We start from the raw sequence: 21,372 nt of genomic DNA, 5'->3' as shown, positions 1-21,372 counted from the left end.
GAGGGTCTGACACGTGAGCTGTAGTTCATGATCGCTTACGTGTCCGTACTGCAACACCGTTGCGTTTACGTCCGTGAGCGGGTCGCGAGCCCGTGCTCGAAGAACATGACGGCGGTGCGGACGGTGTAGTTCTGGCTGACGTGGAGCGTTGTCCGGCGCTCGGTCCGTATGTGCTGGTGGGGTTCTTGCGTGTGCGGGCCTTGACGCGGTGCCGGTGGCGGGCGGGGTGCAGGGCGTCGGGGACGGCCCGGCCGATGGTGCCGAGGAGCTCGGCGGGTCCTGCCGGGGGCAGGATTCCGGTCGCGGTGGTGACGGTGTCGGCGACGGTGGTCCGCAGGACGGTGAAGCTGATGCGGTCCGTGTCCGGGCCGGGCCGGGTGCAGGCAGTGTCGGCGGCGCGGATCAGGGCCTGGTAGGTGGTGAGCAGGGCGTAGACCTCCTGGTCGAGGCCGGTCAGGCTGCGGGAGCGCAGGACACGGCCATCCAGCATGGTCGCCTTGACCGCTGCCTCAGTCGTCGTCGCGCTGGTGGCCGCGGCGGGCGTCGCGGTCGAAGATGCCCAGGATCTCGCAGGGTCCGCCCTCGGCGCCGATGGCATGCGGCAGCATCGTGGGGAACTCCGCCGCCTGGTTCGTCTCCACGCGAATGCGCCGGTTGCCCAGCAGCAGGACCGCGGTGCCGGACAGGACGACGAGCCATTCGCGGCCCGGATGGGCGCGCATGCGCGAGGGGCTGTCGGGCGGCGGGTTCGTGATGCGCCGGCGCACGACGCTCGTGTCGGGCTCCGCCTTCATGGACCAGCGCATGAGCCCATGGGCTCCGTCGATCGCCGGGCTGGTGACGACGTCGTCGGTGGCGGTCTCGACGAGCTGGTCCAGGGAGGTGTCCAGGGCCCGGGCCAGGGTGACGAGCTGGTCCAGGGCCAGACGGCGCTGACCGGTCTCGATGCGGCTGAGCGTGGACTGACTGAGATGGGCGCGGACGGCCAGTTCCTCCAGGGACCAGCCCTGCGCCACGCGCAGGGCCCGGATCCGTTGACGTACCAGGCTGTCCAGCTCACCACTGTCTTGCGCCATGGGCAACATCGTATGCCACACGCGCAAGACATCCTTGTCGTCGTGACCGAGGGTGACACCCGCGCAACGGACCCGCCGACGGCGTGCACGGCCTGGTCGTGACCGGGCAAGCGGCTTCCGCTGCCCCGGCCGGCCCCTCTGCCGAGGGAGACCTGCGCTTCACGGCCCCCTCGCCGACGGCAGCACCCTGCCGGCGCGCCGCCGGCTCATCGCCACCGGGCTGCGCGAAGTCCTGCCCGAGGTTCACGGGCCTGCTGAGCACTGGGGGCACGGTGTGGTGCACTGCTCGTACTGCTCGTACTGCCACGGCTGGGAGGCGCGCGACGAGCCCACCGGGGCCTGGCCGTAGGCCCGCCCCCGGTCCACCACGCCCTGCTTTTCCGCCAGTCGACCGGCAGCCTGATCTGCTTCACTCGCGGCACCGAACCCGGCGAGGACACCCGCGCGTGCTTCGCCGCCCGCAGTGTTCAGGCCCTGCCACGACTCCTGCGCGTCCGACCGCGCCGCCGCCACCCGCGGCAGCGCCGTGCTCCCCGCGCCCGGGCCTCGACGAACCAGTCGCCGACGCCTCCACGCAAAGCAACCCGTCGGCGAATGGCCGGAAAGGACAGCATCTCCCACGCCGTGACAGCAGCATGCTGTTGGAGCCCGTACGCACACCGGACCCGCGGCAGGAGTCGGAGCATGCGCATCGGCGTTGTCGGCGGAGGGCTCGCCGGGCTGTCAGCGGCGCGCAGGGCCCTCGAACTGGGCGCCGACGTGGAGGTCTTCGAGAGCGCCGGGACCGTCGGCGGGCTGGCTTCCTCCATCCGGGCGGGCGGTCTGACCTTCGACCTGGGCCCGCACACCCTTTACCCGGGAGACGCCGCCGTGGTGCAGGACGTCGAGACGCTGCTGGGCGCCAGGCTGCGGCGGGTCTCACCCACCCGTGGCATCTGGAGAAGTGGCAGGATGTACCGCTTTCCGTTCCACCTGGGGGACTTCGTGCACGTCTCGGGAGTGCGCGCCGCAGCGCGCCCGGTGCTGAGCTATTTCGCGGCCAGGGCGCTCGGCGTGCTCCGCCCGTCCGCCACTGCGACGGACCTCGAGGAATGGGCGGTACGCCGGTTCGGACGCCCACTGTACGAGTTCTACGTTCTCCATCACGTCAGCAAGAACGTGGGTGTCCCGCCCTCCGCGCTGCCCGCCCTGTGGGGCCGGCAGCGCATAGCCGTCCCGGACGCGGGCACCGCCCTGCGGCAGTTGGCGGGCCGGGCGGCCCCGTCGCGGACGTCGTACTACCCGCAGGGCGGTATCGGCCGCATCGTCGCAGCACTGGCCGTCGCGGTGCGGCACCGCGGCGGCTCGGTCCGCACCGACACCACCGTGGTGTCCTGGGGACGTACCGGCGACGGAGTCGAACTGCGGGCACGGACGGCCGGCCGGCGTGTGGTCCACACGCTGGACGCCGTGATCAACACCGGTCCGGTGGACACCTTCCTGCGGTGTGCGGACGAGGGAACGGTCCCTTCCGCCGTCCACCGCGCAGCGGGCCGGCTGCGCTACCGGGCCACCGTCTTCGTCTACCTGTCGACCGACGACGCCACAGCAGGTATGCCGTGCGACCTCTGCTACTTCCCGCAAGGGCAGGTCTTCACCCGCGTCTACTCACCTACGGGGTACACGGGGGCGGGGGCGCCGGGATCGCCGGCCGGCTTCTGCTTCGAGATCCACTGCGACCCCGGCGACGGGCTGTGGGACCTGCCGGATACGGATCTCGGACGGCGGACCGTGCGGGACGCGGCCGCCCTGCCCTTCTTCGGTGCAGCCGCGCGGCTGCGTGTCGAGCGGGTGCTGCGGATCCGGCGGCACTATCCGCTGTCCGCTCCGGCCTCGCCGGATCTGACAGCCGTCGACGACTACCTGGACGGGGCGTCCCCGTCCGTGGTCAGTGCCGGCCGGCTCGGCTCGCACCGCTACGTCAACATGGACAGCGCCATGAGGATGGGGGCGCTGGCCGCGGAGGTCGCGTACGGCTCGCGCGCCCCGCGCGATGTCCGGCGGGTCGCCGACGATCCCGTGTTCGTGGAAGACGGACGGAGGCGGTCATGAACGCGGCAGCCCGGCACGTCGGGGTCATCCCCGACGGAACCCGCCGCTGGTCCAGGCGCCGTGGTGTCCCGCTGGCGGACGGTTATCTGCTCGCGATGGAGAACCTCGCACGCGTCGTGGACGTCCTGTACTCGGCAGGCGTGCCCGTGGTGTCCCTGTATCTGCTCAGTCTGCGCAATCTGTCGCGGTCCCAGGCGGAGCTCGGGGCGGTGTTCGAGGCCGAGACCCACTTCTGCGCACGCTTGCTGCCGCAGGTCCTGGCGAGACACTCCGCCCGGGTGTCGGCCGTGGGCGAGCTCTCCCGGATTCCCGCCGACTACCGGCAGGCACTGCATGCGCTCGACGGTCCGGCCGCGGGCACCGAGCGCCGCCTGTACCTGCTGGTGGCCTACGACGCCTGGGAGGAGCTGCGGGCGGCATGCGCGCACCCGGCCCCCCAGGCGCCGCCGGCTCGACGGCTCGGCGTGCGCGAGGACGTCGACCTGGTGCTCAGGACCGGTGGGGGGAACCTGCTCAGCGGCTTCTTGCCGCTGCAGAGCCAGTACGCACACCTCCACACGGTCGAGACGCTCTTCAACGACCTCACGCCCTCGGACGTACGGTCCGCCCTTGCCGACTTCGCCGGTCGCGAGCGGCTTCAGGGCAGCTGACCGGGTTCCAGCAGGGCGGCGATCCGGTCCGCCCGGCGCGAACCCAGATCACGGAACGCCCGATGCGCGGCGCTGAGAGCAGCGCGCGCCCCCGCCCCGTCGCCGGCACTCCGCAGAAGGAGGCCCCGTTCATGGGCGGCATACGCACTGCCGGGCCGGTCCCCGAGCTCGGCGAAGCCGGCGGCGGCCGCTTCGAGGCACGCATGCGCCGGCCCGGGACGGCCGGCCCTGCGGTGGACGGTGCTCCGGTGCAGGTGCGCGATGGCTTGCCACCGCCTGTCACCGAGATCGTCGAACACGGGTACGGCCAGGTCGAGGCGGGCCTCCGCCTGTCGTTGGTCGCCCAGATCGGACCAGCCGGCTGCTTGGTGCACGGCCGTGATGCCGACCCAGCTGCGGTTGTGACGGCTCTCGAAGACCGGTATCAGGCGCTCGTGGACCGCAAGGGCGTCACGGGCGTGACCCTGGCCCCGCAGCACGGCACCGACCCGTACCAGAGCCATTGCCTCGCGGCCCGTGTCACCGGCGGTACGGAACAGGCGCACCGCCTCGGAGAGGAACCCCATCGCCTCCTCCCAGCGTTCCTGTGCCTGACGCACGGTGCCGAGGCCGCGCACCGCGAAGGCCGTGCCCCACGGGTCGTCGACGCCGCTCAGTATGCGACGGCTGTCCTGGAAGCAGCGCCACGCCGCCTCCCAGGAGCCCTCGTTGCGCAGCGCCACGCCGATACCGCCGAGTGCGTATGCCGTTTCCCTGCTGGGCGGTCGGCCTTGCTGCAGGGTCAGGGTCTCCTCCAGGGCGTCCACGGCTTCCGCCCAGCGCGCCTGCGACCTGCGGACGCCCGCGAGGGCGAGGAGCAGTGTGACCTTCGTGGTGGCGTCGCCGCCCCGGTCGACCGCCTCGGCGGCGATCGCGTAGGACTCCTCGGCCGTGTCCCACATGCACCGGGTCTGGAAGAACGGCATGAGCGCGCCGCCGAGGGCGGCAGCGTCTTCCCCACGCCCGGCCTCCGAGGCCCGCCGTGCCATGAGCAAGACGTTCGGGTACTCCGCGGCGCACCAGGCGTCGACCTCGCGGATGCGCAGCAGACCCGCCTCCGCGAGGTCGACGATCAAGGGGCCGGCGCTGCCGCCGCTCGTCGGGGACAGTGCCTGGCCCACCACGGCGGTGATCCGTCGGTAGGCCCTGACCAAGCGGTCGTCGGAATCGGCCGAAGGCCCCTCCAAGGCGCACAGTTCCTGCGCGAAGTCCCTGATCAAGTCATGGAACTGGTAGAGCACGTGGTCGCAGCCGTCCGGGACGGCCGCCGTCCGGACGAGGTTCAGGTCGTACAGATGGGTGAGGATCCGCTCCGCCCGGTCGTGGCCGGATCCGCAGAGCGCCGCAAGGTGCCAGGTGGCGAACCTGCCGCCCTCTACCCGCGACAGCAGCCGAAACGCCCGCTGCTCCTCGTCGGGAAGCTGCCGGTAACTGGCCTGGAAGGATGTCCGCACGGCAAGGTCTCCTGCCGAAAGCCAGTTCAGACGCCGTTTCTCGTCGCCCAGCAGGTCCGCCATCCGCGTCCCGGAAGAGAGGGGCAGTACGTTCATCCGTGCCCCGGCGATCACGAGGGCGAGCGGGAGTCCCGCACAGTACGAGGCGATGAGCGACAGCGTTTCGTCCGAGGCGTCGGCGGCGTGGTGTGCCACGAGGCGCAGCAACTCCGTCGCCGCCTCATGGCGCAGGCTCCCGACGTCCAGCAGCCGGGCCCCGGAGAGGCCGGCGAGGCGTCTGCGGCTGGTCACCACCACGGCCACCGCCGCGCCGGCCGGAAGCAGGTCCCTGACCTGCTCCTCCTCTGCCACGTTGTCGATCAGCACGACCAGGCGCGCGTCGGCGGTCATGGTGCGGAATTGATTACGCCGGTCCTCGAACGTCACGGGGATGCGCTGCGCCGGCAGGCCCAGAGCCAGCAGGAACTCCGCCAGCACGTCGGAGGTCCGGCGCGGCCGGCCACCGAATCCACCGACGTCCGCGAAGAGAGCACCGTCGGGATGGCTCTCCGCCAGGGAGTGGCACAAGTGCACGGCAAGCGTCGTCTTGCCCACGCCGGCGGAGCCTGTGAAGACGATGACAGGTGACGGGCCGGTGTTCCGTGTCAGACCGGCGGCCTCCGCCAGTTCGGCCACCCGGTTGACGAAGTCGGCTGTGTCACGCGGCAGCAACCGGGGGCGCGGCGCGGGCGCGGTGTCCTGCGCTATGTGGATGTCCCGCCCTGCCACGTAGCCGCCGGACACGTTCAGGTCGCCGTGCACGGTCAGATCGCTGCGCAAGTCCACGTGGGGGTTGTCACCGACGGCGACGACATCAGCGGTGACATGGGAGACCGCGTCACCACCCGCCTGGACAAGGTCCCCGTCCACGGCGACGTCCCGGACACTCTGCTCGCCGGGTGCCGCGCACCCGTGCCGCCGTCGAAAGCTCCACCTTCTAGGTGCCATCGGCCTCCTCGCCCTGACGCTGCGTCAGGCCGCCGCCCAGCCGGGAGTCGGAGACGGACTGCTCACCGGGTTCCGTCAGCCGCTGGGTCACCGATCCGCCGACGACGGTGTTGTCCACCCGCTGTCGGGCGGTGGGGCGCTCTCCCAGGGTCACCCATGCCTGCAGGCCACCGCCGACGATCACCAGGACCGCGAGCGTGAGCCACCACGCGGCCGACCACTGCTGGGTGAGGATGCCGGTGACGACGTTGACGGCCGCGGCAAGGGCGAACGTCGCTGCTGCGGCCCAACCGCGCCGAGTGCCTGTGCTCATGGCTGTCTCCGTCCTGCCCCGGATGCGTCATGGCTTTACGTACGGCGACGACCGGCGCGGCCGCTGAAATCGTACCGGGACGACTCCGGCGGCGTCCGCGTTTCACAGCACTCCGGCCGCGTTCTTGTCCGCGTGACCGCCGCGTCTTACGCGTCGCCTGCACGGGGGCCCGACAGTTCCTCCGCCGGTCGCCAGACACGTCGGCGGGCATGTCCCTCGCCCCTCACCGCGTCTCGGCGTGAGGTGGGAAAAGCTCCAGTGGCGCAACCACCGGCCCAGGCGCGAGGGCGGGGCGGGGCGCTACGGGGGGACTGCCGGACACGCCCGGGCGGCAGGCGGCGACCGCGGGAGCGACGGCGATGTGGGTCTTGCCCGCGTCGGAAGTGCTGGACGAGGTGCTCCGCGGACTACACCTTCCAACCGCCGCCCGTGGTGGCTCGTCGGGCCTCCGCCGCGTCCGGGTCCGCCGTCTGCGCCAGGGTTCTGCATCCGGCTTCCCTGAGCGGGAAGCCGGTGCGGTGGGCGGCTGCGGGCGCCGCCTGCGGATGCGAAGTCACGCCGGGCATCCGGTGGCACGAACTGATCGGGATGCTCGCCCGGCACACCACCACCTCCGAGCGGTGCTGGTTCGCTCTGCGGGGCCGGAGCGGACCGGCGCCCGCCGGACCGGCAGGCGTCCGGGCACCCGCTGGTAAACTGGGGGCACGCTTCGACACCGCCGGGGCCCGTACCGAGGGGTACGGGCCCCGGCGCGTTCCGGGCGCCAGATCGAGAGAAGGTTCCCCCATGAACGCGAAGCCGCCGGCCTCCGGACTCTCCCGTACCGGCAAGCCCCGGCGGGCGACAGCGCCGCGGGGTGAACTCTCGACGCCGCAGACGGCGGCCCCGGGCCTGCCGCCGGCCGAGTCCTTCGACGCGCTCGGGCTGCCGCCGGAGCTGATGACGACGATGGCCGGCCTCGGGGTGAAGGAGCCTTTCCCGATCCAGGCGGCCACTCTGCCCGACGCGCTGGCCGGCCGTGATGTCCTCGGCCGCGCGCGGACCGGCTCGGGCAAGACGCTCGCTTTCGGGCTTGCGCTGCTCGTCCGGATCGCCGGCCTGCGAGCGGAGCCGAAGCAGCCGCTCGCACTGGTCCTGGTGCCGACCCGTGAACTCGCGCAGCAGGTGAGCGACGCGCTGACGCCGTACGCGCAGGCGCTGAACGTGCGCCTGGCGACGGTGGTCGGCGGGCTGTCCATCAACCGGCAGGTGGCGCTGTTGCGGACCGGCGCCGACGTGGTCGTCGCGACGCCGGGGCGGCTGGCCGACCTGGTGTCGCGTCGGGACTGCCACCTGAACCAGGTGCGGATCACGGTGCTGGACGAGGCGGACCAGATGTGCGACCTGGGGTTCCTGCCGCAGGTCTCGGACATCCTGGACCAGGTCCGCCCCGACGGGCAGCGGCTGCTCTTCTCGGCCACGCTCGACCGCAACGTCGACCAGCTGGTGCGGAGCCACCTGCACGACCCGGTGCTCGCCTCGGTCGACCGGGTGGCGGCCTCGATCACCACGATGGAACACCATGTGCTGAACATCCACGCCGCCGACAAGTACGCGATCGCGACCGAGATCGCCGCGCGGGACGGCCGGGTACTGATGTTCCTCGACACCAAGGCCGGCGTCGACCAGTTCGCCCGTCATCTGCGGGCCGCCGGCGTAGAGGCCGCCGCCCTGCACAGCGGGAAGTCGCAGCCGCAGCGCACGCACACGCTCGCCCGGTTCAAGGACGGTGAGATCACCGTGCTGGTGGCCACCAATGTCGCGGCGCGGGGCATTCACATCGACGCGCTCGACCTTGTCGTCAACGTCGACCCGCCGGCCGACGCCAAGGACTACCTGCACCGTGGCGGGCGCACGGCACGCGCCGGGGAGTCCGGGAACGTGGTCACCCTGGTCACCCCCAACCAGCGGCGCGATGTGAACCGGATGATGACCGACGCCCGCATCCGGCCGACTGTCACACAGGTGCGCTCCGGCGAGGAGCAGCTGACCGCCATCACCGGGGCGAAGCGCCCGCCGGTCGAGGCGAAGAGCAACAGCGGCAACGCCCCCTTCCGCGGCCTCGGCACTCGTCCGGGCCGCCCCGCGAAGGAATCCCGCAAAGCCGCCGAGGCCCGCAAGACGGCGGAAGCCCGCGCGGCGGCCCGGGTGCGCAAGGGCCGCTGACGCCGGACGGACCTGCCGCATCGCCGCCGCGAGCTGTTGCGGGAGGTGGCGAAGCGGGCGAGGCCGGATGTCAGGTGACGGGTGTCAGACCGGTCGTACGGCTGTCCGCTCCGGTCCAGGTGCCGGATGGATGCCTCGGCCGGCTCCTGGGTGCGCGGGCCATCCTCCAGGGCCAACTCCTTGGCGTACGTACGGAGATGAGCGCTCGGTGCGGGCGGGGCAGGCGGAACCGCGGCAGCGGAGGCGGTGGTCGGGCCTGGGGACTTCCGGCTCCGCCTCCTCACCGTCGGCCGTGCGTACGGTGAGCGTGCGGATGCGGCTGACGCCCGTGTGCGCGCAGTCCGCGTCCCTGGTGCGTCGGGTCCGCGAAGGCTTCCGCGATCCTGTGCTCGCCGATGGCGCCGGGGTGGGCACCGCCTTGGGGTTCCGGCCGCATTCCACAACCGGCCAGAACCTTGCCAGTCCAGCGGACGCCACCCTATGCTCACGAATGGAAAGCGCTTTCCCCCTTCGCGGGGACCGTTCCGGCGGAGGCGGCCGTCGCGGCACCTGCCGCGGCTCTGCGTATGAGCCGCCACCGATCCGGCGTGAGGGCTTCACCCGGGATGCCGGCGCGCCATGGAGCGAAGGGTGTACGCCATGACGGAGACGTATCGCGTCGTCCGGCGCGGTTTCGACGGCGACGGCTTCTTGTAGCGGCCGGCTGTTCGCACCGTCGGCTCCAGCGGTCGCTGCGCAGGTGACGCCGTGGCCGCCGGTGCCGGCGGTCTCGAAGGTCCGGGCCGCAGCGGAACCGCCGACCCGATCCGCATCGAGAAGGGCGCCCACGTCCGGGCGCCGGCCTCGACAAATTAGTGACATGAGCACGACATTCGGCGGCATTACTCAGGATTCGAAGACGAAAGGCGAGGCGAAGATGAGACGACCAGTCGCACTGCGGCTCTATGCGGCGCTGGCCACGACGGCCCTTGCGGCCGCGACCGGTGTGGTTCTGTCGGTACCCGAGGCGTCGGCGGCGACCGGCACCGCCACCGGTTACGCGACCCAGAACGGGGGGACCACCGGCGGTGCGGGCGGGCAGACGGTGCGGGCCACCACGGGGACCGCGATCCATGCGGCCCTGTGCGGCCGGGCCAGCAGCAGCACTCCGATCACCATCCAGGTCGAGGGCACCGTCAACCACGGCAACACCAGCAAGGTGTCGGGCGCCAGTTGCAACACCGCCGACGGCGTGATCGAGCTCAAGCAGATCAGCAACGTCACGATCGTCGGGGTCGGCAGCGGAGCCGTCTTCGACCAACTGGGCATCCACATACGCGAAGCCAGCAACATCATCATCCAGAACGTGACCGTCCGGAACGTCAAGAAGTCGGGCTCGCCCACGTCCAACGGCGGTGACGCCATCGGCATGGAGAGCGGCGTCCGCAACGTCTGGGTCGACCACGTCAGTCTGGAGGCGTCGGGCGGGGAGTCGGAAGGGTTCGACGGCCTCTTCGACATGAAGGACAACACCCAGTACGTGACCCTGTCCTACAGCACCCTGCGCAACTCCGGCCGCGGTGGCCTCGTCGGGTCGAGCGAGAGCGACCTCTCGAACAGCTTCATCACGTACCACCACAACCTGTACGAGAACATCGACTCCCGCGCGCCCCTGCTGCGGGGCGGCACGGCCCACATGTACAACAACTACTACCTCAGGCTCAACGAGTCCGGCATCAACTCCCGGGCGGGGGCCCGCGCCAAGGTGGACAACAACTACTTCAAGGACTCCAAGGACGTCCTGGGCACCTTCTACACCGACGCGGCCGGGTACTGGCAGGTCAGCGGCAACACCTTCGACAACGTGACCTGGTCCGGCCGCGGCACCGAGAACAACCCCGCCGGCCCCGACCCGAAGTCCAACACCACCGTCGGCATCCCCTACCCCTTCAGCCTCGACGCGGCCGGTTGCGTGCCGGACGTCGTGAGCCGGACGGCGGGCGCCGACAAGGGTCTGCAGGTGTCGAACGGCAACTGCTCGCCGCAGACACCGGCCCCGACCCCGACCGGTCCCACGCCACCGCCCACCACCCCCACACCGGGACCCACCACCCCCACCCCCGGACCGACCCAGCCCAGCGGGACCAACCTCAGCATCGGGGCCGGCTCCGACGGCTCCGGCAAGGCCGACGGGACGAGTTACGGCAACGTGCGGGACGGCGACATGAGCACCTCCTGGTCGCCGGCCGGCTCGACCGGCCTGATCTCGGTCAAGTGGGGCACCGCCACCACCGTATCCAAGATCAACATCCGGGAGGCGTCGGGCTCCGCAGGCAGCATCAGGTCCTGGAGGGTCGTCAACGCCGACACCGGAGCCGTCCTGACCTCCGGCAGCGGTGCGGGCGTCATCACCTTCCCCCGCACCTCGCTGCAGAAGATCACCTTCGAGATCACCGGCTCGGCCGGCACCCCGAAGATCGCCGAGTACGAGACCTACGCCGGGTAGCGGCGCACGGTGTCCGCGAGGGCCTCGGTCAGGTGCCGACGTAGGCCGCGAGGTGCTCGCCGGTGAGGGTGGAGCGGGCGGCGACGAGATCGGCGGGTGTGCCCTCGAAGACGATCTTGCCGCCGTCGTGGCCGGCACCGGGGCCGAGGTCGATGATCCAGTCGGCGTGCGCCATGACCGCCTGGTGGTGCTCGACGACGATGACCGACCTGCCGGAGTCGACGAGCCGGTCGAGCAGGCCCAGCAGCTGTTCGACGTCGGCGAGGTGGAGACCGGTGGTCGGCTCGTCGAGTACGTACACGAGGCGGTCGCCGCCCTTGGTGCCCAGGTGAGTGGCCAGCTTGAGCCGCTGCCGCTCGCCACCGGACAGCGTGGTGAGCGGCTGGCCGAGACTGACGTAGCCGAGCCCGACGTCGACGAGCCGGTTGAGGACGGCGTGGGCGGCCGGCGTGCGGGCCTCGCCGGCGCCGAAGAACTCCTCGGCCTCGGTCACCGACATCGCGAGCACCTCGCTGATGTCCTTGCCGCCGAGGGTGTACTTGAGCACCTCGGCCTGGAACCGCTTGCCCTCGCAGTCCTCGCAGGGGGTGGCGACGCCGGCCATCATCGCCAGGTCGGTGTAGATGACACCGGTGCCGTTGCAGGTGGGGCAGGCGCCCTCGGAGTTGGCGCTGAACAGCGCCGGCTTCACGCCGTTGGCCTTCGCGAACGCCTTGCGGACCGGCTCGAGCAGTCCCGTGTACGTCGCCGGGTTGCTCCGGCGCGAACCCTTGATCGCTCCCTGGTCGACCGAGACGACTCCCGCCCCGGCGGGGACCGATCCGTGGATCAGCGAGCTCTTGCCGGAGCCGGCGACGCCGGTGACCACGCAGAGCACCCCGAGCGGGATGTCGACGTCGACACCCCGCAGGTTGTGCGTCGTCGCGCCGCGGATCTCCAGCGCGCCGGTGGGCTTGCGCACCGTCTCCTTGAGGGTGGACCGGTCGTCGAAATGGCGGCCGGTGACGGTACCGCTGGCCCGCAGCCCCTCGACGGTCCCCTCGAAGCAGACGGTGCCGCCCGCCGTACCGGCGCCGGGGCCGAGGTCGACGACATGGTCGGCGATCGCGATCGTCTCCGGTTTGTGCTCCACGACGAGCACGGTGTTGCCCTTGTCCCGCAGCCGCAGCAGCAGGTCGTTCATCCGCTGGATGTCATGGGGGTGCAGGCCGACGGTGGGCTCGTCGAAGACGTAGGTCGTGTCGGTGAGGGAGGAGCCGAGGTGGCGGATCATTTTGACGCGCTGTGCCTCACCGCCCGACAGCGTGCCCGACGGCCGCTCCAGCGAGAGGTAGCCGAGGCCGATCTCCACGAACGAGTCGAGGCTCTGCCGCAACGCGGTGAGCAGGGGCCCCACCGACGGCTCGTCGAGGCCGCGGACCCACTCGGCCAGGTCGCGGATCTCCATCGCGCACGCGTCGGCGATGCCGATTCCCCCGATCTTCGACGACCGGGCCCCCTCACTGAGCCGCGTGCCGTCGCACTCGGGGCAGGTGGTGAAGGTGACCGCCCGCTCCACGAACGCCCGGATGTGCGGCTGCATCGCCTCCTTGTCCTTGGACAGGAACGACTTCTGGATCTTGGGGATCAGGCCCTCGTAGGTGAGGTTGATCCCGTTGACCTTCACCTTGGCCGGCTCGCCGTAGAGGAAGTCCTGCAGTTCCTTCTCTGTGAAGCTGCGGATCGGCTTGTGCGGGTCGAGGAAGCCCGACTGGGCGTAGAGCCCCACGGTCCACTGGCTGTCCGACTTCCAGCCGGGGATGGTGAACGCGCCCTCGGCGAGCGACTTGGAGTCGTCGTAGAGCTGGGTGAGGTCGATGTCGGAGACCGTGCCCCGGCCTTCGCAGCGGGTGCACATGCCGCCGGTGCGGTTGAAGGTCGCCTTCACCGTCTTCTTCGTACCGCGCTCGACGGTGATCGCACCGCTGGCCCGGACCGAGGCGGTGTTGAAGGAGTACGCGCTGGGCGGGCCGATGTGCGGCTCACCGAGCCGGCTGAAGAGGATGCGCAGCATCGCGTTGGCGTCGGTGACGGTGCCGACGGTGGAGCGGGGGTCGGCGCCCAGCCGCTGCTGGTCGACGGTGATCGCGGTCGTCAGCCCGTCGAGGACATCGACCTCCGGCCGGGCCGGCGTCGGCATGAATCCCTGCACGAAGGCGCTGTAGGTCTCGTTGATCAGCCGCTGCGACTCCGCGGCGATCGTGTTGAACACCAGCGAGCTCTTGCCCGAGCCGGAGACGCCGGTGAAAACCGTCAGCCTGCGCTTGGGGATCTCGATGCTGATGTCCTTGAGGTTGTTCTCGCGCGCGCCGTACACGCGGATCAGGTCGTGGCTGTCGGCAGCGTGCGGCGCGGGCGACTGCGTGTCCGTCCTCTTGGCCATGCTCATCGTGTCTCCATCTGTTGGGCGGGACCGCTGTCGCGGTCACCAGTTGCGTCGCCCGGCTCGATCCGGCCGGCTTCGAGCGGTACCTCTGGTGCTGCTGCGCCGGCCGGGGGCGCGCCCGGCGCAGGAGCCGGGGCAGCCACGCCGCTGCGGTCCGTGACCGCGGTCGCCGGACGGCTCAGCGGAGTTCCTGGATGCGGATCAGGTTGCCCGCGGGATCGCGGAAGGCGCAGTCGCGGATGCCGTACGGCTGCTCGGTCGGTTCCTGGACGACTTCGGCGTCACCGGCCCGCACCTTCTCGAAGGTGGTGTCGAGGTCCTTGGTGGCCAGCAGGATCCAGCCGTAGGTGCCCTTGGCCATCATCTCGACGATGGTGCGGCGCTCGTCCTCGGTGACGCCGGGGTCGGCGGCCGGCGGCGCCAGGAGGATGGAGGTGTCGGGCCGGCCGGCGGGGCCGACGGTGATCCAGCGCATCCTGCCCTGTCCGACGTCGCTGCGGACCTCGAAGCCGAGGGTGTCGCGGTAGAAGGCCAGGGAGGTGTCCGGGTCGTCGTGCGGGAGGAAGCTGGTGTGAAGGGTGAGGTCCATGGTGGTCAGGCTAGGCACGGCCCGGTGACGCGCGCTTCTCGATTCCTGATCGGTCCTGGTCACCGTTTCGTCACGCGCGAGGGCGTCCCCGCCGTCGCACGGCCGACGTCTCACCGCCGGGCCGGGCCGTGACCGCCCGCCCCGGAACCGCGCGGAGCTCTGTGGCTTCCAGCGGTCCGGGGCGGGCGGTCACCGGCGGGCACCGGGGTCCGCCGCCGACCGGTTGCTCCGTTGCTCTACGGCGCCATCTCGTACGCACCGGACAGTGCCTCGACGCGCTCCCAGACGCGCGCCGAGCGGGCGCCGTCGACGACCGGGCGCCGGACCGCGCCCAGCGCCCACTGCTGCTGCTCCACGGTGGCGGAGTCCTTGCCGTGCAGTTCGACGGCGTGCGCGGAGAAGTCACGTACGAGCACGGCGAACAGCTCGTCGAGCACGTCCTCCTCCAAGCCGGTCAGGCGCGCCTGTTCCAGGATCAGCTGACCGTGCACGACCAGGGCGAACAGCTGGCCGACGGCGAGCAGAAGGTCGAGGTCGCGGCTCTGCTCCTCGTCGGGGGCCGCGGTGGTGACGAACGCGCACAGGGCGTCCGCCTGCTCCCGGAACCGGCCGACATTGGGCACACCGGCATACGCGTCGTAGGCGGTGCGCCAGTCGTGGAAGCGTACGGAACCGAGACCGCGGGCCGGTCCCTGGCGGAAGAGGAACGCGTCGTCGGCCGCGTCGAGGCGCGTCGGCACGGGCGCGTACCCGGCCGGGTCCAGCAGGTGGTTGCGCATGAACTTGAGGATCAGCGCGAGGTTGACATGGACCGTGCCCTCGAGCTTCGGCAGCCCCCGTATCTCGACAGCGGCCTGGGCGAAGTAGGTGTCCTTCTCGAAACCCTTGGCGGCGATGACGTCCCACATCAGGTCGATGACCTTCTCGCCCTCCGTGGTCACCTTCATCTTCGTCATGGGGTTGAAGAGGAGGTAGCGGCGGTCGTCGGGGCCGGCGGAGCGGAAGTAGTCGACGGCGCGGTCGCTGAACAGCTTCATCCCGACGAGCCGGACGTACGCGTCGGTCAGTTCGCGGCGCACGTGCGGGAAGGCGGTGACGGGGCGGCCGTAGAGGATGCGGTTGCCGGCGTGCGTGACGGCCTCGTACATCGCGTGCTCGCAGATGCCGATCGAGGCCGTGCAGAGGTTGAACTTGCCGACGTTGACGGTGTTGAGGGCGGCGTCGAAGGCGGCGCGGCCGGTGTGCAGTACGTCGTCGGGGCCGACCGGGTAGTCGTCGAGGCGGAACTCGCTGACGTACTTCGAGGAGTCGACGACGTTCTTCACGAGGTGGTACGCCGGGTGGCGGCTGTCGGCGGCGAAGAAGACGTAGCCGTCGGGGCCCTCGACGTCGGTGCGGCGGCCGAAGACGGAGACGAGCCCGGCGGCGTTGCCGTTGCCGATGTAGTACTTGGAGCCGCTCGCCCGGAAGCCGCCGTCGCCGTCGGGCTCCAGCAGCATGTCGGTGGAGTAGATGTCGGCGCCGTGGGCCTTCTCGGACAGGCCGAAGGCGAACACCTCGCCCGCCGAGAGGAGTTCCGCCGCGCGGCTGCGAGCGGCGGCGTTGCCGCTCTGCCAGACCGGGCCGAGGCCGAGGACGGTGACCTGCCACGCGTACCAGTAGTCCAGGCCGTAGAAGCCGAAGATCTCGTTGAGGGCGGCGATGCGCGCGGTGTCCCAGCGCTGGTCCTTCTGCCCGGCGGCGGAGGCCGGGGTGAGGAAGGTCGCGAACAGCCCCTCCTCGGCGGAGAACGCGAGGAAGTCCGCCAGCCAGGCACGGGAGCGGTAGTCCTCGATCAGCCTGCGCTTGCCGCGGTCCTCGAACCAGTCGACGGTGGCGCGCAGCAGCCTGCGGGTCTCGGGGTCGAAGTGCGCCGGGTCGTAGGTGCGCGGGTTGAACAGCAGCGGGTCGGCCATGGTGGTTCGCCTTTCCGGCTTGGGGGTCGGGGGTTGGGGGTTCAGGAGCGGGGAAGCTTCCGGTGCGGAGGGGTGAGCGGAGAGGCCGGGACGGACGGGGCCCCGTCGGCGCCGGTTCAGCGCGCCGGACCGAGCCGGCGGAGGGTGGCGAGCACGTCGTCGAGCCAGGCGAGCGTCATCCGCTCGTACGCGATGCCGCCGCGCAGCACGACATGCTGGAGCTCCCGCCCCGCGTCGGGCGTCCGGGGAGCCCCGGGCCCGGTGAAGTCACGCCACTCCCCGGCGAGATAGTGCGTGAGCCGGTCGGTGTGTGCCTGATGGTGCCGCTCGACCTCGCGGATCAGCGCGGCGGGGTCGTCGAAGGCCGCGCCCCGGATCTTCACCGCGAGCTCGTGCCGGACGCTCTCGAGTCCGATCGGCTCGTGCAGCCACTGGGAGAGGGCGGCCCGGCCGGGGGCGGTGACGGAGTACTCCTTCTTGTCCGGCCGGGTCTGCTGCGGCATCTCGCGGACGTCGATCCAGCCGTCGCCCTCCATCCGCTTGAGAACGCGGTAGATCTGCTGATGGGTGGCGGTCCAGAAGTAGCCGATGGACCGGTCGAACCGCCGGGCCAGCTCGTACCCGGAGCCCGGCTTCTCGAGCAGGGAGACAAGGATCGCGTGTTCGAGCGCCATGCCCCGATCTTTCTATGCAACTTGTTGCATAGGCAAGCGGCAGGGCCCGGGTGAGACACGGCTCACCCGCGGCCGGGCGGAGCCGCGGCGCCCGCTCCTCGCCCCAGGTGCCGTCCTGATCGATCGTCGTCGTGAGGCCGGCGACGACGATGCGCTCGACCGAGCCGGGCGCCGGCGGGGCGGGCGGACTGCGTCACGGGCTGTCGCTCGTACGTCGGTGACGACCATCTCCTCGGAGGAGCCTCCTGGCCTTCACCGGCGAGATGCTGGAGACCGGTACCGCCGTCCGCCCGCACAGGGATCTCGCCGCGGACATCGGCTGGTCCCGCCGGTCCGTACGGACCGGCGGGGGGACCGCCGCGGAGCCGGGGTGGTCCTCTTCGCGGTCCCGGCGGGAAAATGGAAGCCGGACACACCGTCCGGTCCTGACGCGTTCCAGGGAGGTCTCATGGCAGATCACGCACAGGGCCACCAGGCGGGTGACGAGCGCCGGATCCGCCTCCTGTCCGTCGACGGGCCGCGGGCCGAGCTGGCCCTCTCCGGGGAGGTGACCGGAGCCGTCGCCGCGCAGATCGAGGAGGTCCTGCTCGATCCGGCGCTGCGGGGCGTCAGCGAATTGGTATTCGACCTGAGCCGGGTCCGGCAGCTGGACGCGATCTGCGCGTATGCCCTTGTCCGGCCGCTGACGACGACCGCGCCACCGGCCGCCGTACACCTCCGAGGCGCCTCCAAGCAGGCCCGCCGGGCTCTGCACCGGACCGGTGCCGAGCATCTCCTGACGTTCGAGGACTGAGCCCGGCAGCCCGCGCGTGAACAGCGCGTCCCGCCATGGGCGCCTGCCCCCGTCTCGTTTCGGGGCGGATCCGATCCGCTCGTTCGCGGGGACCGGCCGGGCCGGGCTCCGGGCGTGCCGCGGTCAGCCGCCCGCGGCAGTGACAAAGCCTCCCCTCACCGCGCCGCCGCGCGTCCCGGGCGCCTCCCGGCCGGGCGGGCGGGGGACAGGCGACAGACAGGCACGGAAACCGGTCCGACGGCCCAGGTCGGGAAGCGGGTGGACGCGCCACTCACGGGCGTACGCAGGGGGGCGCCCCCCTGCGGAGACGAGGACCGCGACGGGCTGCCGGAGCGCCGCGGCGGCGAGGGCCCGCGGCGTGATGCTCTCGTCGTGACCGCTGGGCTGGCGGGAGGCGCAGCCGGTCCGGAACGCGACCCGGACCGCCTCGTCGCCGCTGATCACACACGGCGGGCGCACACCCTGGGCGCGCAGTTCGGCGGCGATCCGGGTGAGGTCGGCGGTGTCGCGCCGTACCCGGTCCGCCACCCCGTCGACCAGGGCGTACTGGATCGTCAGGTGGCCTGCCACGGCCACGGCGACGAGCCCGGTCGCGGTACGCCGCCACTGCGACCGGGGGCCGCACATCCGGACCAGGCACTGCGCCACGGGCAGGGCCAGCAGAGCGTACGCCGGCAGCAGGAAACGCGGCGCCGCGTACCCGACGGTGAACAGGTACGGCGCCGCCATCACCGCCCCCACCACCGTGGCCAGGACGATCGGCGCGCGGCACCCGGTACGGGCGGCGGCCCGCACACCGCCCGCGACGAGCAGGGGCAGGGCGAAGAACCAGAGGGCCGAGGCAGGGTGGCGCCAGGGCACGTCGCAGGGCCGGCACAGCGCACGGCCGCCCAGGGCCCGCACGTGGTCGTCGACGGCGAAGTACCAGCCCAGGTGGCCCTGGATCTCGCTGGCCCGCCGCAGCCGGGCGGTGAGGCCCCCGTAGTGGGTGTACGCCTCGGCCACCCAATCGGCGCAGCCGAGGGCCACGCCCGCGGTCGCCACGACGACCAGCAGGGCCCGGCGGCGTGTACGCGGCATCACCAGGGCCGCCACGGCGAGCGCCAGGAACAGCCACACCGCGTCGGACGGACGCATCAGCGCGGCGAACGTCACCCCGATGCCCATGCCGATCAGTGCCCAGTGGTCCCAGGGGTCCCGGGCGGCCCGCAGGAAGCACCCCACGGCGGCGAGGGCCCCGTACGCGACCCAGAGGTTGGGCATCGCCTGCGAGGCGTAGAACATCGTGACCCACAGGCTCGCGAACAGCGCCCCGGCGACCGCCGGCACGGGAGCGGGCAGCAGCCGCCGCCATACCCACAGCGCGAGGAACAGACCACCGCCGGCCAGCACGGCCATGTACACGCGGAGCGCCGCCGTCGAGGTCGTCAGCGCCGCGACCGGAGCGACGAGGTAGGTGATGCCCCGGGCCCGGGGCGCGCTGAAGAAGGCCGCCGGTGCCTGTGGGCTGACCTGGCTGACGTACACGCTCTCGTCCCAGCCGAGTCCGAGACCGGGCGCGACCAGGACGAGGTGGGTGACCGCGAAGACAGTGGCGACGGCCGCCAGCAGGGGCAGCGGACGGGCGAACGCTCCGCCGGAAAAGCGGCGCGCGCGCACCTCGCGCGGCACACGCTCCGGCGTACTGACGACGAAACGTATTTCCTGCATGGCCTGGCCTCGCTCGGGATACGGCGGGTGACGGTTCCCCCGCCCTGTCCTCTCCACGCTGCGGGTGGTGGCGCCGGGCCCACCACGCGGGGCAGGGCACTCGGCTGAACGGTTCTCCCGAAGGAGTGAGCGGGCGCATCCCGACGCCCGTGGTTAGCATCCGACCAGGGGGCAAGCCACCGAGGGCACGGAGGCCGTCATGCAGCAGACACCCGTTTCGCGCCTGTCGGCGAACCGTTCGCGTCTCGGCCACAAGGTGCGGTACGCGCTGCGGCATCCGGGGCGCGTGGTGCCCTACCTGCGCCGGGCGGGGCGGGACAGCTGGCTGCGGCTGCGGCACCGGGGAAGCCATGTCGCGTACTACCGGGCCGTGATGGCGTCCGACACGGCCCGCAGTCCCGAGGCGGCGGTCGGCGGCGGCCCCTCGCACGACCGCTGGCTGGCCATCGGGGAGATGCAGTACGACTACCTGGTGGGGCACGGGCTGACGTCGCAGGACCGGATGCTGGAGATCGGCTGCGGCAACCTGCGCGCCGGCTGGCGGTTCATCGAGCACCTGCGGCCCGGTCACTACTACGGGATCGACATCTCGCCCGACATCCTCATCGAGGCCAAGAAGACGCTGGTCCGCTACGGACTGCAGGCCAGGGTCCCGTACCTGACCCCCGTCGAGGACCTGAAGCTGGACTTCCTTCCCGGCGCCTGGTTCACGGTGGTGCACGCCCACAGTGTCTTCTCGCACTCACCGCTCGAAGTCATCGACGAATGCCTCGCGCACGTCGGACGGGTGCTGGCGCCCGGCGGCTTCTTCGACTTCACCTTCGACCGCACGGAGGGAGCCGAACACCAGGTGCTGGGGGAGGACTTCTACTACCGTACGGAGACGCTGACCCGGCTGGCCGCGAAGCACGGCCTCGTCGCGCGCTTCATGGACGACTGGGAGCGGCTGCCGCACGGCCAGTCCAAGCTCCGGGTCACCCACCCCGCGGCCGAGCGGGCGCCCGGTCCGGCCGGGGGCGCCGAAGTGCCGGCGGGGGAGCTCTGAGCGAGCGAACCGTGTCTCACGTGAGCCGGCCCCCGGAGGAGCCTGCCCGGCCTTCCCGGCTTCCTGGGCCGGCATCGGCCCTTCTGCCGTTCCGGCAGGGCCATGATGTCGCTCCGGCACTCGGCTCAGGGCTTGAACGCCGAGGTGACCGGCCAGTCAGGATGCGCGGGCCCCAGCCGGCGTGCGGGCAGCCGCCTCCCCTCGATCACCACTCCTGATCACCAGGGGAGGAAGACGTGCACGGTCTTGCCGCCCGTCTCCGGAACGATGATGGTCTGTTCGGCGAGCGTGTTGATCAGATGCCAGCCCACCCCACCACGGCCGGCGAGGTCGAAGGGCCGGGGCCGGGGTGCGGTGGGATTGACATCGGTCAGGGCGACGTGCACCGTTCCGGTCGTCGTCGCCCGCAAGGTCAGGGTGAAGGGCCCGGGGGCAAAAGTGAACGCGTTCGAAGCCAGTTCGGTGACGACGAGCAGTACGTCGTCGTGCGCATCCGGAGTTGCGGGCGGATGGGCGCGAGCAAGGCTGTAAAGGAAGTCCGAGGCCCGGTCGCGGGCTTCGCTCACGTCGCTCAGCACACCCTCGAAGTGCCAGCTCTGTTGGATATTCATGGTGGTCAGCAGGCTCGTTTCCGAATGATCTCGGTCAGCAGCCACATTTCGCTCCTTCGTCCCGTCGGAACCTGGAGCCTTACGGGCTGCCCGATCTTTCGGTACTCATGCCGATGTCCCGCATCTGCACATGACGCACACAGCCGGTGAGGACGGTCGGAACCAGGCATGCGGCGTGTCAGGCCAGCATGCCGGTGCGGAGCCTGGCCAGGGTGCGGTTGAGGAGGCGGGAGACCTGCATCTGGGAGACGCCGAGTTCGGCGCCGATCT

Annotated in this window: 18 protein-coding genes; 6 read left to right on the top strand and 12 right to left on the bottom strand. The window is 71.4% G+C overall.

Annotation, left to right across the window (positions count from 1 at the left end; all coding sequences use genetic code 11):
* Window positions 1-25 precede the first annotated feature (25 nt).
* Complete coding sequence (locus ACWDZ4_RS22225) at window positions 26-490, bottom strand: hypothetical protein (protein WP_451510137.1); 465 nt, start codon at window positions 488-490, stop codon at window positions 26-28.
* Window positions 491-509: 19 nt separating this feature from the next.
* Window positions 510-1,076 carry a helix-turn-helix domain-containing protein gene (locus tag ACWDZ4_RS22220; protein WP_451510136.1) on the bottom strand — a complete coding sequence of 189 codons (567 nt, stop codon included), beginning with the start codon at window positions 1,074-1,076 and terminating at the stop codon, window positions 510-512.
* Window positions 1,077-1,760: 684 nt separating this feature from the next.
* Here ACWDZ4_RS22220 and ACWDZ4_RS22215 point away from each other — a divergent pair.
* The gene (locus ACWDZ4_RS22215) at window positions 1,761-3,167 is read left to right on the top strand and encodes an FAD-dependent oxidoreductase (RefSeq protein WP_451510135.1); all 1,407 of its coding nucleotides are present in this window, start codon (window positions 1,761-1,763) and stop codon (window positions 3,165-3,167) included.
* Entirely contained in the window at window positions 3,164-3,817 is a 654-nt protein-coding gene (locus ACWDZ4_RS22210) for an undecaprenyl diphosphate synthase family protein (RefSeq protein WP_451510134.1), read from the top strand. The genes ACWDZ4_RS22215 and ACWDZ4_RS22210 overlap by 4 nt, the downstream gene beginning before the upstream one ends.
* Here the strand turns inward: ACWDZ4_RS22210 and ACWDZ4_RS22205 are convergent.
* The 3 genes from ACWDZ4_RS22205 to ACWDZ4_RS22195 form a co-directional block, all read right to left on the bottom strand.
* The gene (locus ACWDZ4_RS22205) at window positions 3,805-6,219 is read right to left on the bottom strand and encodes a tetratricopeptide repeat protein (RefSeq protein ID WP_451510133.1); all 2,415 of its coding nucleotides are present in this window, start codon (window positions 6,217-6,219) and stop codon (window positions 3,805-3,807) included. The genes ACWDZ4_RS22210 and ACWDZ4_RS22205 overlap by 13 nt on opposite strands.
* Before the next feature lie 67 nt (window positions 6,220-6,286).
* Window positions 6,287-6,610 carry a hypothetical protein gene (locus ACWDZ4_RS22200; RefSeq protein WP_451510132.1) on the bottom strand — a complete coding sequence of 108 codons (324 nt, stop codon included), beginning with the start codon at window positions 6,608-6,610 and terminating at the stop codon, window positions 6,287-6,289.
* A 407-nt stretch (window positions 6,611-7,017) separates the two neighbouring features.
* On the bottom strand, window positions 7,018-7,167 hold the full coding sequence (locus ACWDZ4_RS22195; protein WP_451510131.1) for a hypothetical protein: 150 nt from the start codon (window positions 7,165-7,167) through the stop codon (window positions 7,018-7,020).
* A 229-nt stretch (window positions 7,168-7,396) separates the two neighbouring features.
* On the opposite strand from ACWDZ4_RS22195, the gene ACWDZ4_RS22190 reads away from it, so the two are divergent.
* Window positions 7,397-8,815, top strand: a complete 1,419-nt coding sequence (locus ACWDZ4_RS22190) for a DEAD/DEAH box helicase (protein WP_451510130.1) — start codon at window positions 7,397-7,399, stop codon at window positions 8,813-8,815.
* Between the two features lie 916 nt (window positions 8,816-9,731).
* The gene (locus tag ACWDZ4_RS22185; RefSeq protein WP_451510213.1) at window positions 9,732-11,300 is read left to right on the top strand and encodes a pectate lyase family protein; all 1,569 of its coding nucleotides are present in this window, start codon (window positions 9,732-9,734) and stop codon (window positions 11,298-11,300) included.
* A 28-nt stretch (window positions 11,301-11,328) separates the two neighbouring features.
* Here the strand turns inward: ACWDZ4_RS22185 and ACWDZ4_RS22180 are convergent, their stop codons facing one another.
* The 4 genes from ACWDZ4_RS22180 to ACWDZ4_RS22165 form a co-directional block, all read right to left on the bottom strand.
* Window positions 11,329-13,728 (bottom strand): ATP-binding cassette domain-containing protein, encoded by a 2,400-nt coding sequence (locus ACWDZ4_RS22180; RefSeq protein WP_451510129.1) that lies wholly within the window; start codon window positions 13,726-13,728, stop codon window positions 11,329-11,331.
* 175 nt (window positions 13,729-13,903) lie between these two features.
* Window positions 13,904-14,314, bottom strand: coding sequence for a VOC family protein (locus tag ACWDZ4_RS22175; RefSeq protein WP_451510128.1), 411 nt, complete (start codon window positions 14,312-14,314; stop codon window positions 13,904-13,906).
* A 236-nt stretch (window positions 14,315-14,550) separates the two neighbouring features.
* On the bottom strand, window positions 14,551-16,269 hold the full coding sequence (locus ACWDZ4_RS22170; protein WP_451510127.1) for an acyl-CoA dehydrogenase family protein: 1,719 nt from the start codon (window positions 16,267-16,269) through the stop codon (window positions 14,551-14,553).
* A gap of 116 nt (window positions 16,270-16,385) precedes the next feature.
* Complete coding sequence (locus tag ACWDZ4_RS22165) at window positions 16,386-16,943, bottom strand: PadR family transcriptional regulator (RefSeq protein ID WP_451510126.1); 558 nt, start codon at window positions 16,941-16,943, stop codon at window positions 16,386-16,388.
* A 448-nt stretch (window positions 16,944-17,391) separates the two neighbouring features.
* Here ACWDZ4_RS22165 and ACWDZ4_RS22160 point away from each other — a divergent pair, with 448 nt between their 5' ends.
* Window positions 17,392-17,736, top strand: a complete 345-nt coding sequence (locus ACWDZ4_RS22160; protein ID WP_451510125.1) for an STAS domain-containing protein — start codon at window positions 17,392-17,394, stop codon at window positions 17,734-17,736.
* Between the two features lie 123 nt (window positions 17,737-17,859).
* On the opposite strand, the gene ACWDZ4_RS22155 is transcribed toward ACWDZ4_RS22160, so the two are convergent.
* Window positions 17,860-19,446 carry a hypothetical protein gene (locus ACWDZ4_RS22155; protein WP_451510124.1) on the bottom strand — a complete coding sequence of 529 codons (1,587 nt, stop codon included), beginning with the start codon at window positions 19,444-19,446 and terminating at the stop codon, window positions 17,860-17,862.
* A gap of 199 nt (window positions 19,447-19,645) precedes the next feature.
* Between ACWDZ4_RS22155 and ACWDZ4_RS22150 the strand changes: the two genes are divergently transcribed.
* A complete protein-coding gene (locus tag ACWDZ4_RS22150) occupies window positions 19,646-20,491 on the top strand; it encodes a class I SAM-dependent methyltransferase (protein WP_451510123.1) in 846 nt (281 codons plus the stop codon).
* 218 nt (window positions 20,492-20,709) lie between these two features.
* Here the strand turns inward: ACWDZ4_RS22150 and ACWDZ4_RS22145 are convergent, their stop codons facing one another.
* A complete protein-coding gene (locus ACWDZ4_RS22145) occupies window positions 20,710-21,102 on the bottom strand; it encodes an ATP-binding protein (RefSeq protein ID WP_451510122.1) in 393 nt (130 codons plus the stop codon).
* 178 nt (window positions 21,103-21,280) lie between these two features.
* Window positions 21,281-21,372: sigma factor-like helix-turn-helix DNA-binding protein (locus ACWDZ4_RS22140; protein ID WP_451508667.1), on the bottom strand; the 92-nt coding region annotated here is incomplete at its 5' end.

This window comes from Streptomyces sp. NPDC003016 (assembly GCF_053591455.1).
The sequence above is the reverse complement of the archived record's forward strand: the minus strand, read 5'-3'. Positions and strand labels throughout refer to the sequence as shown.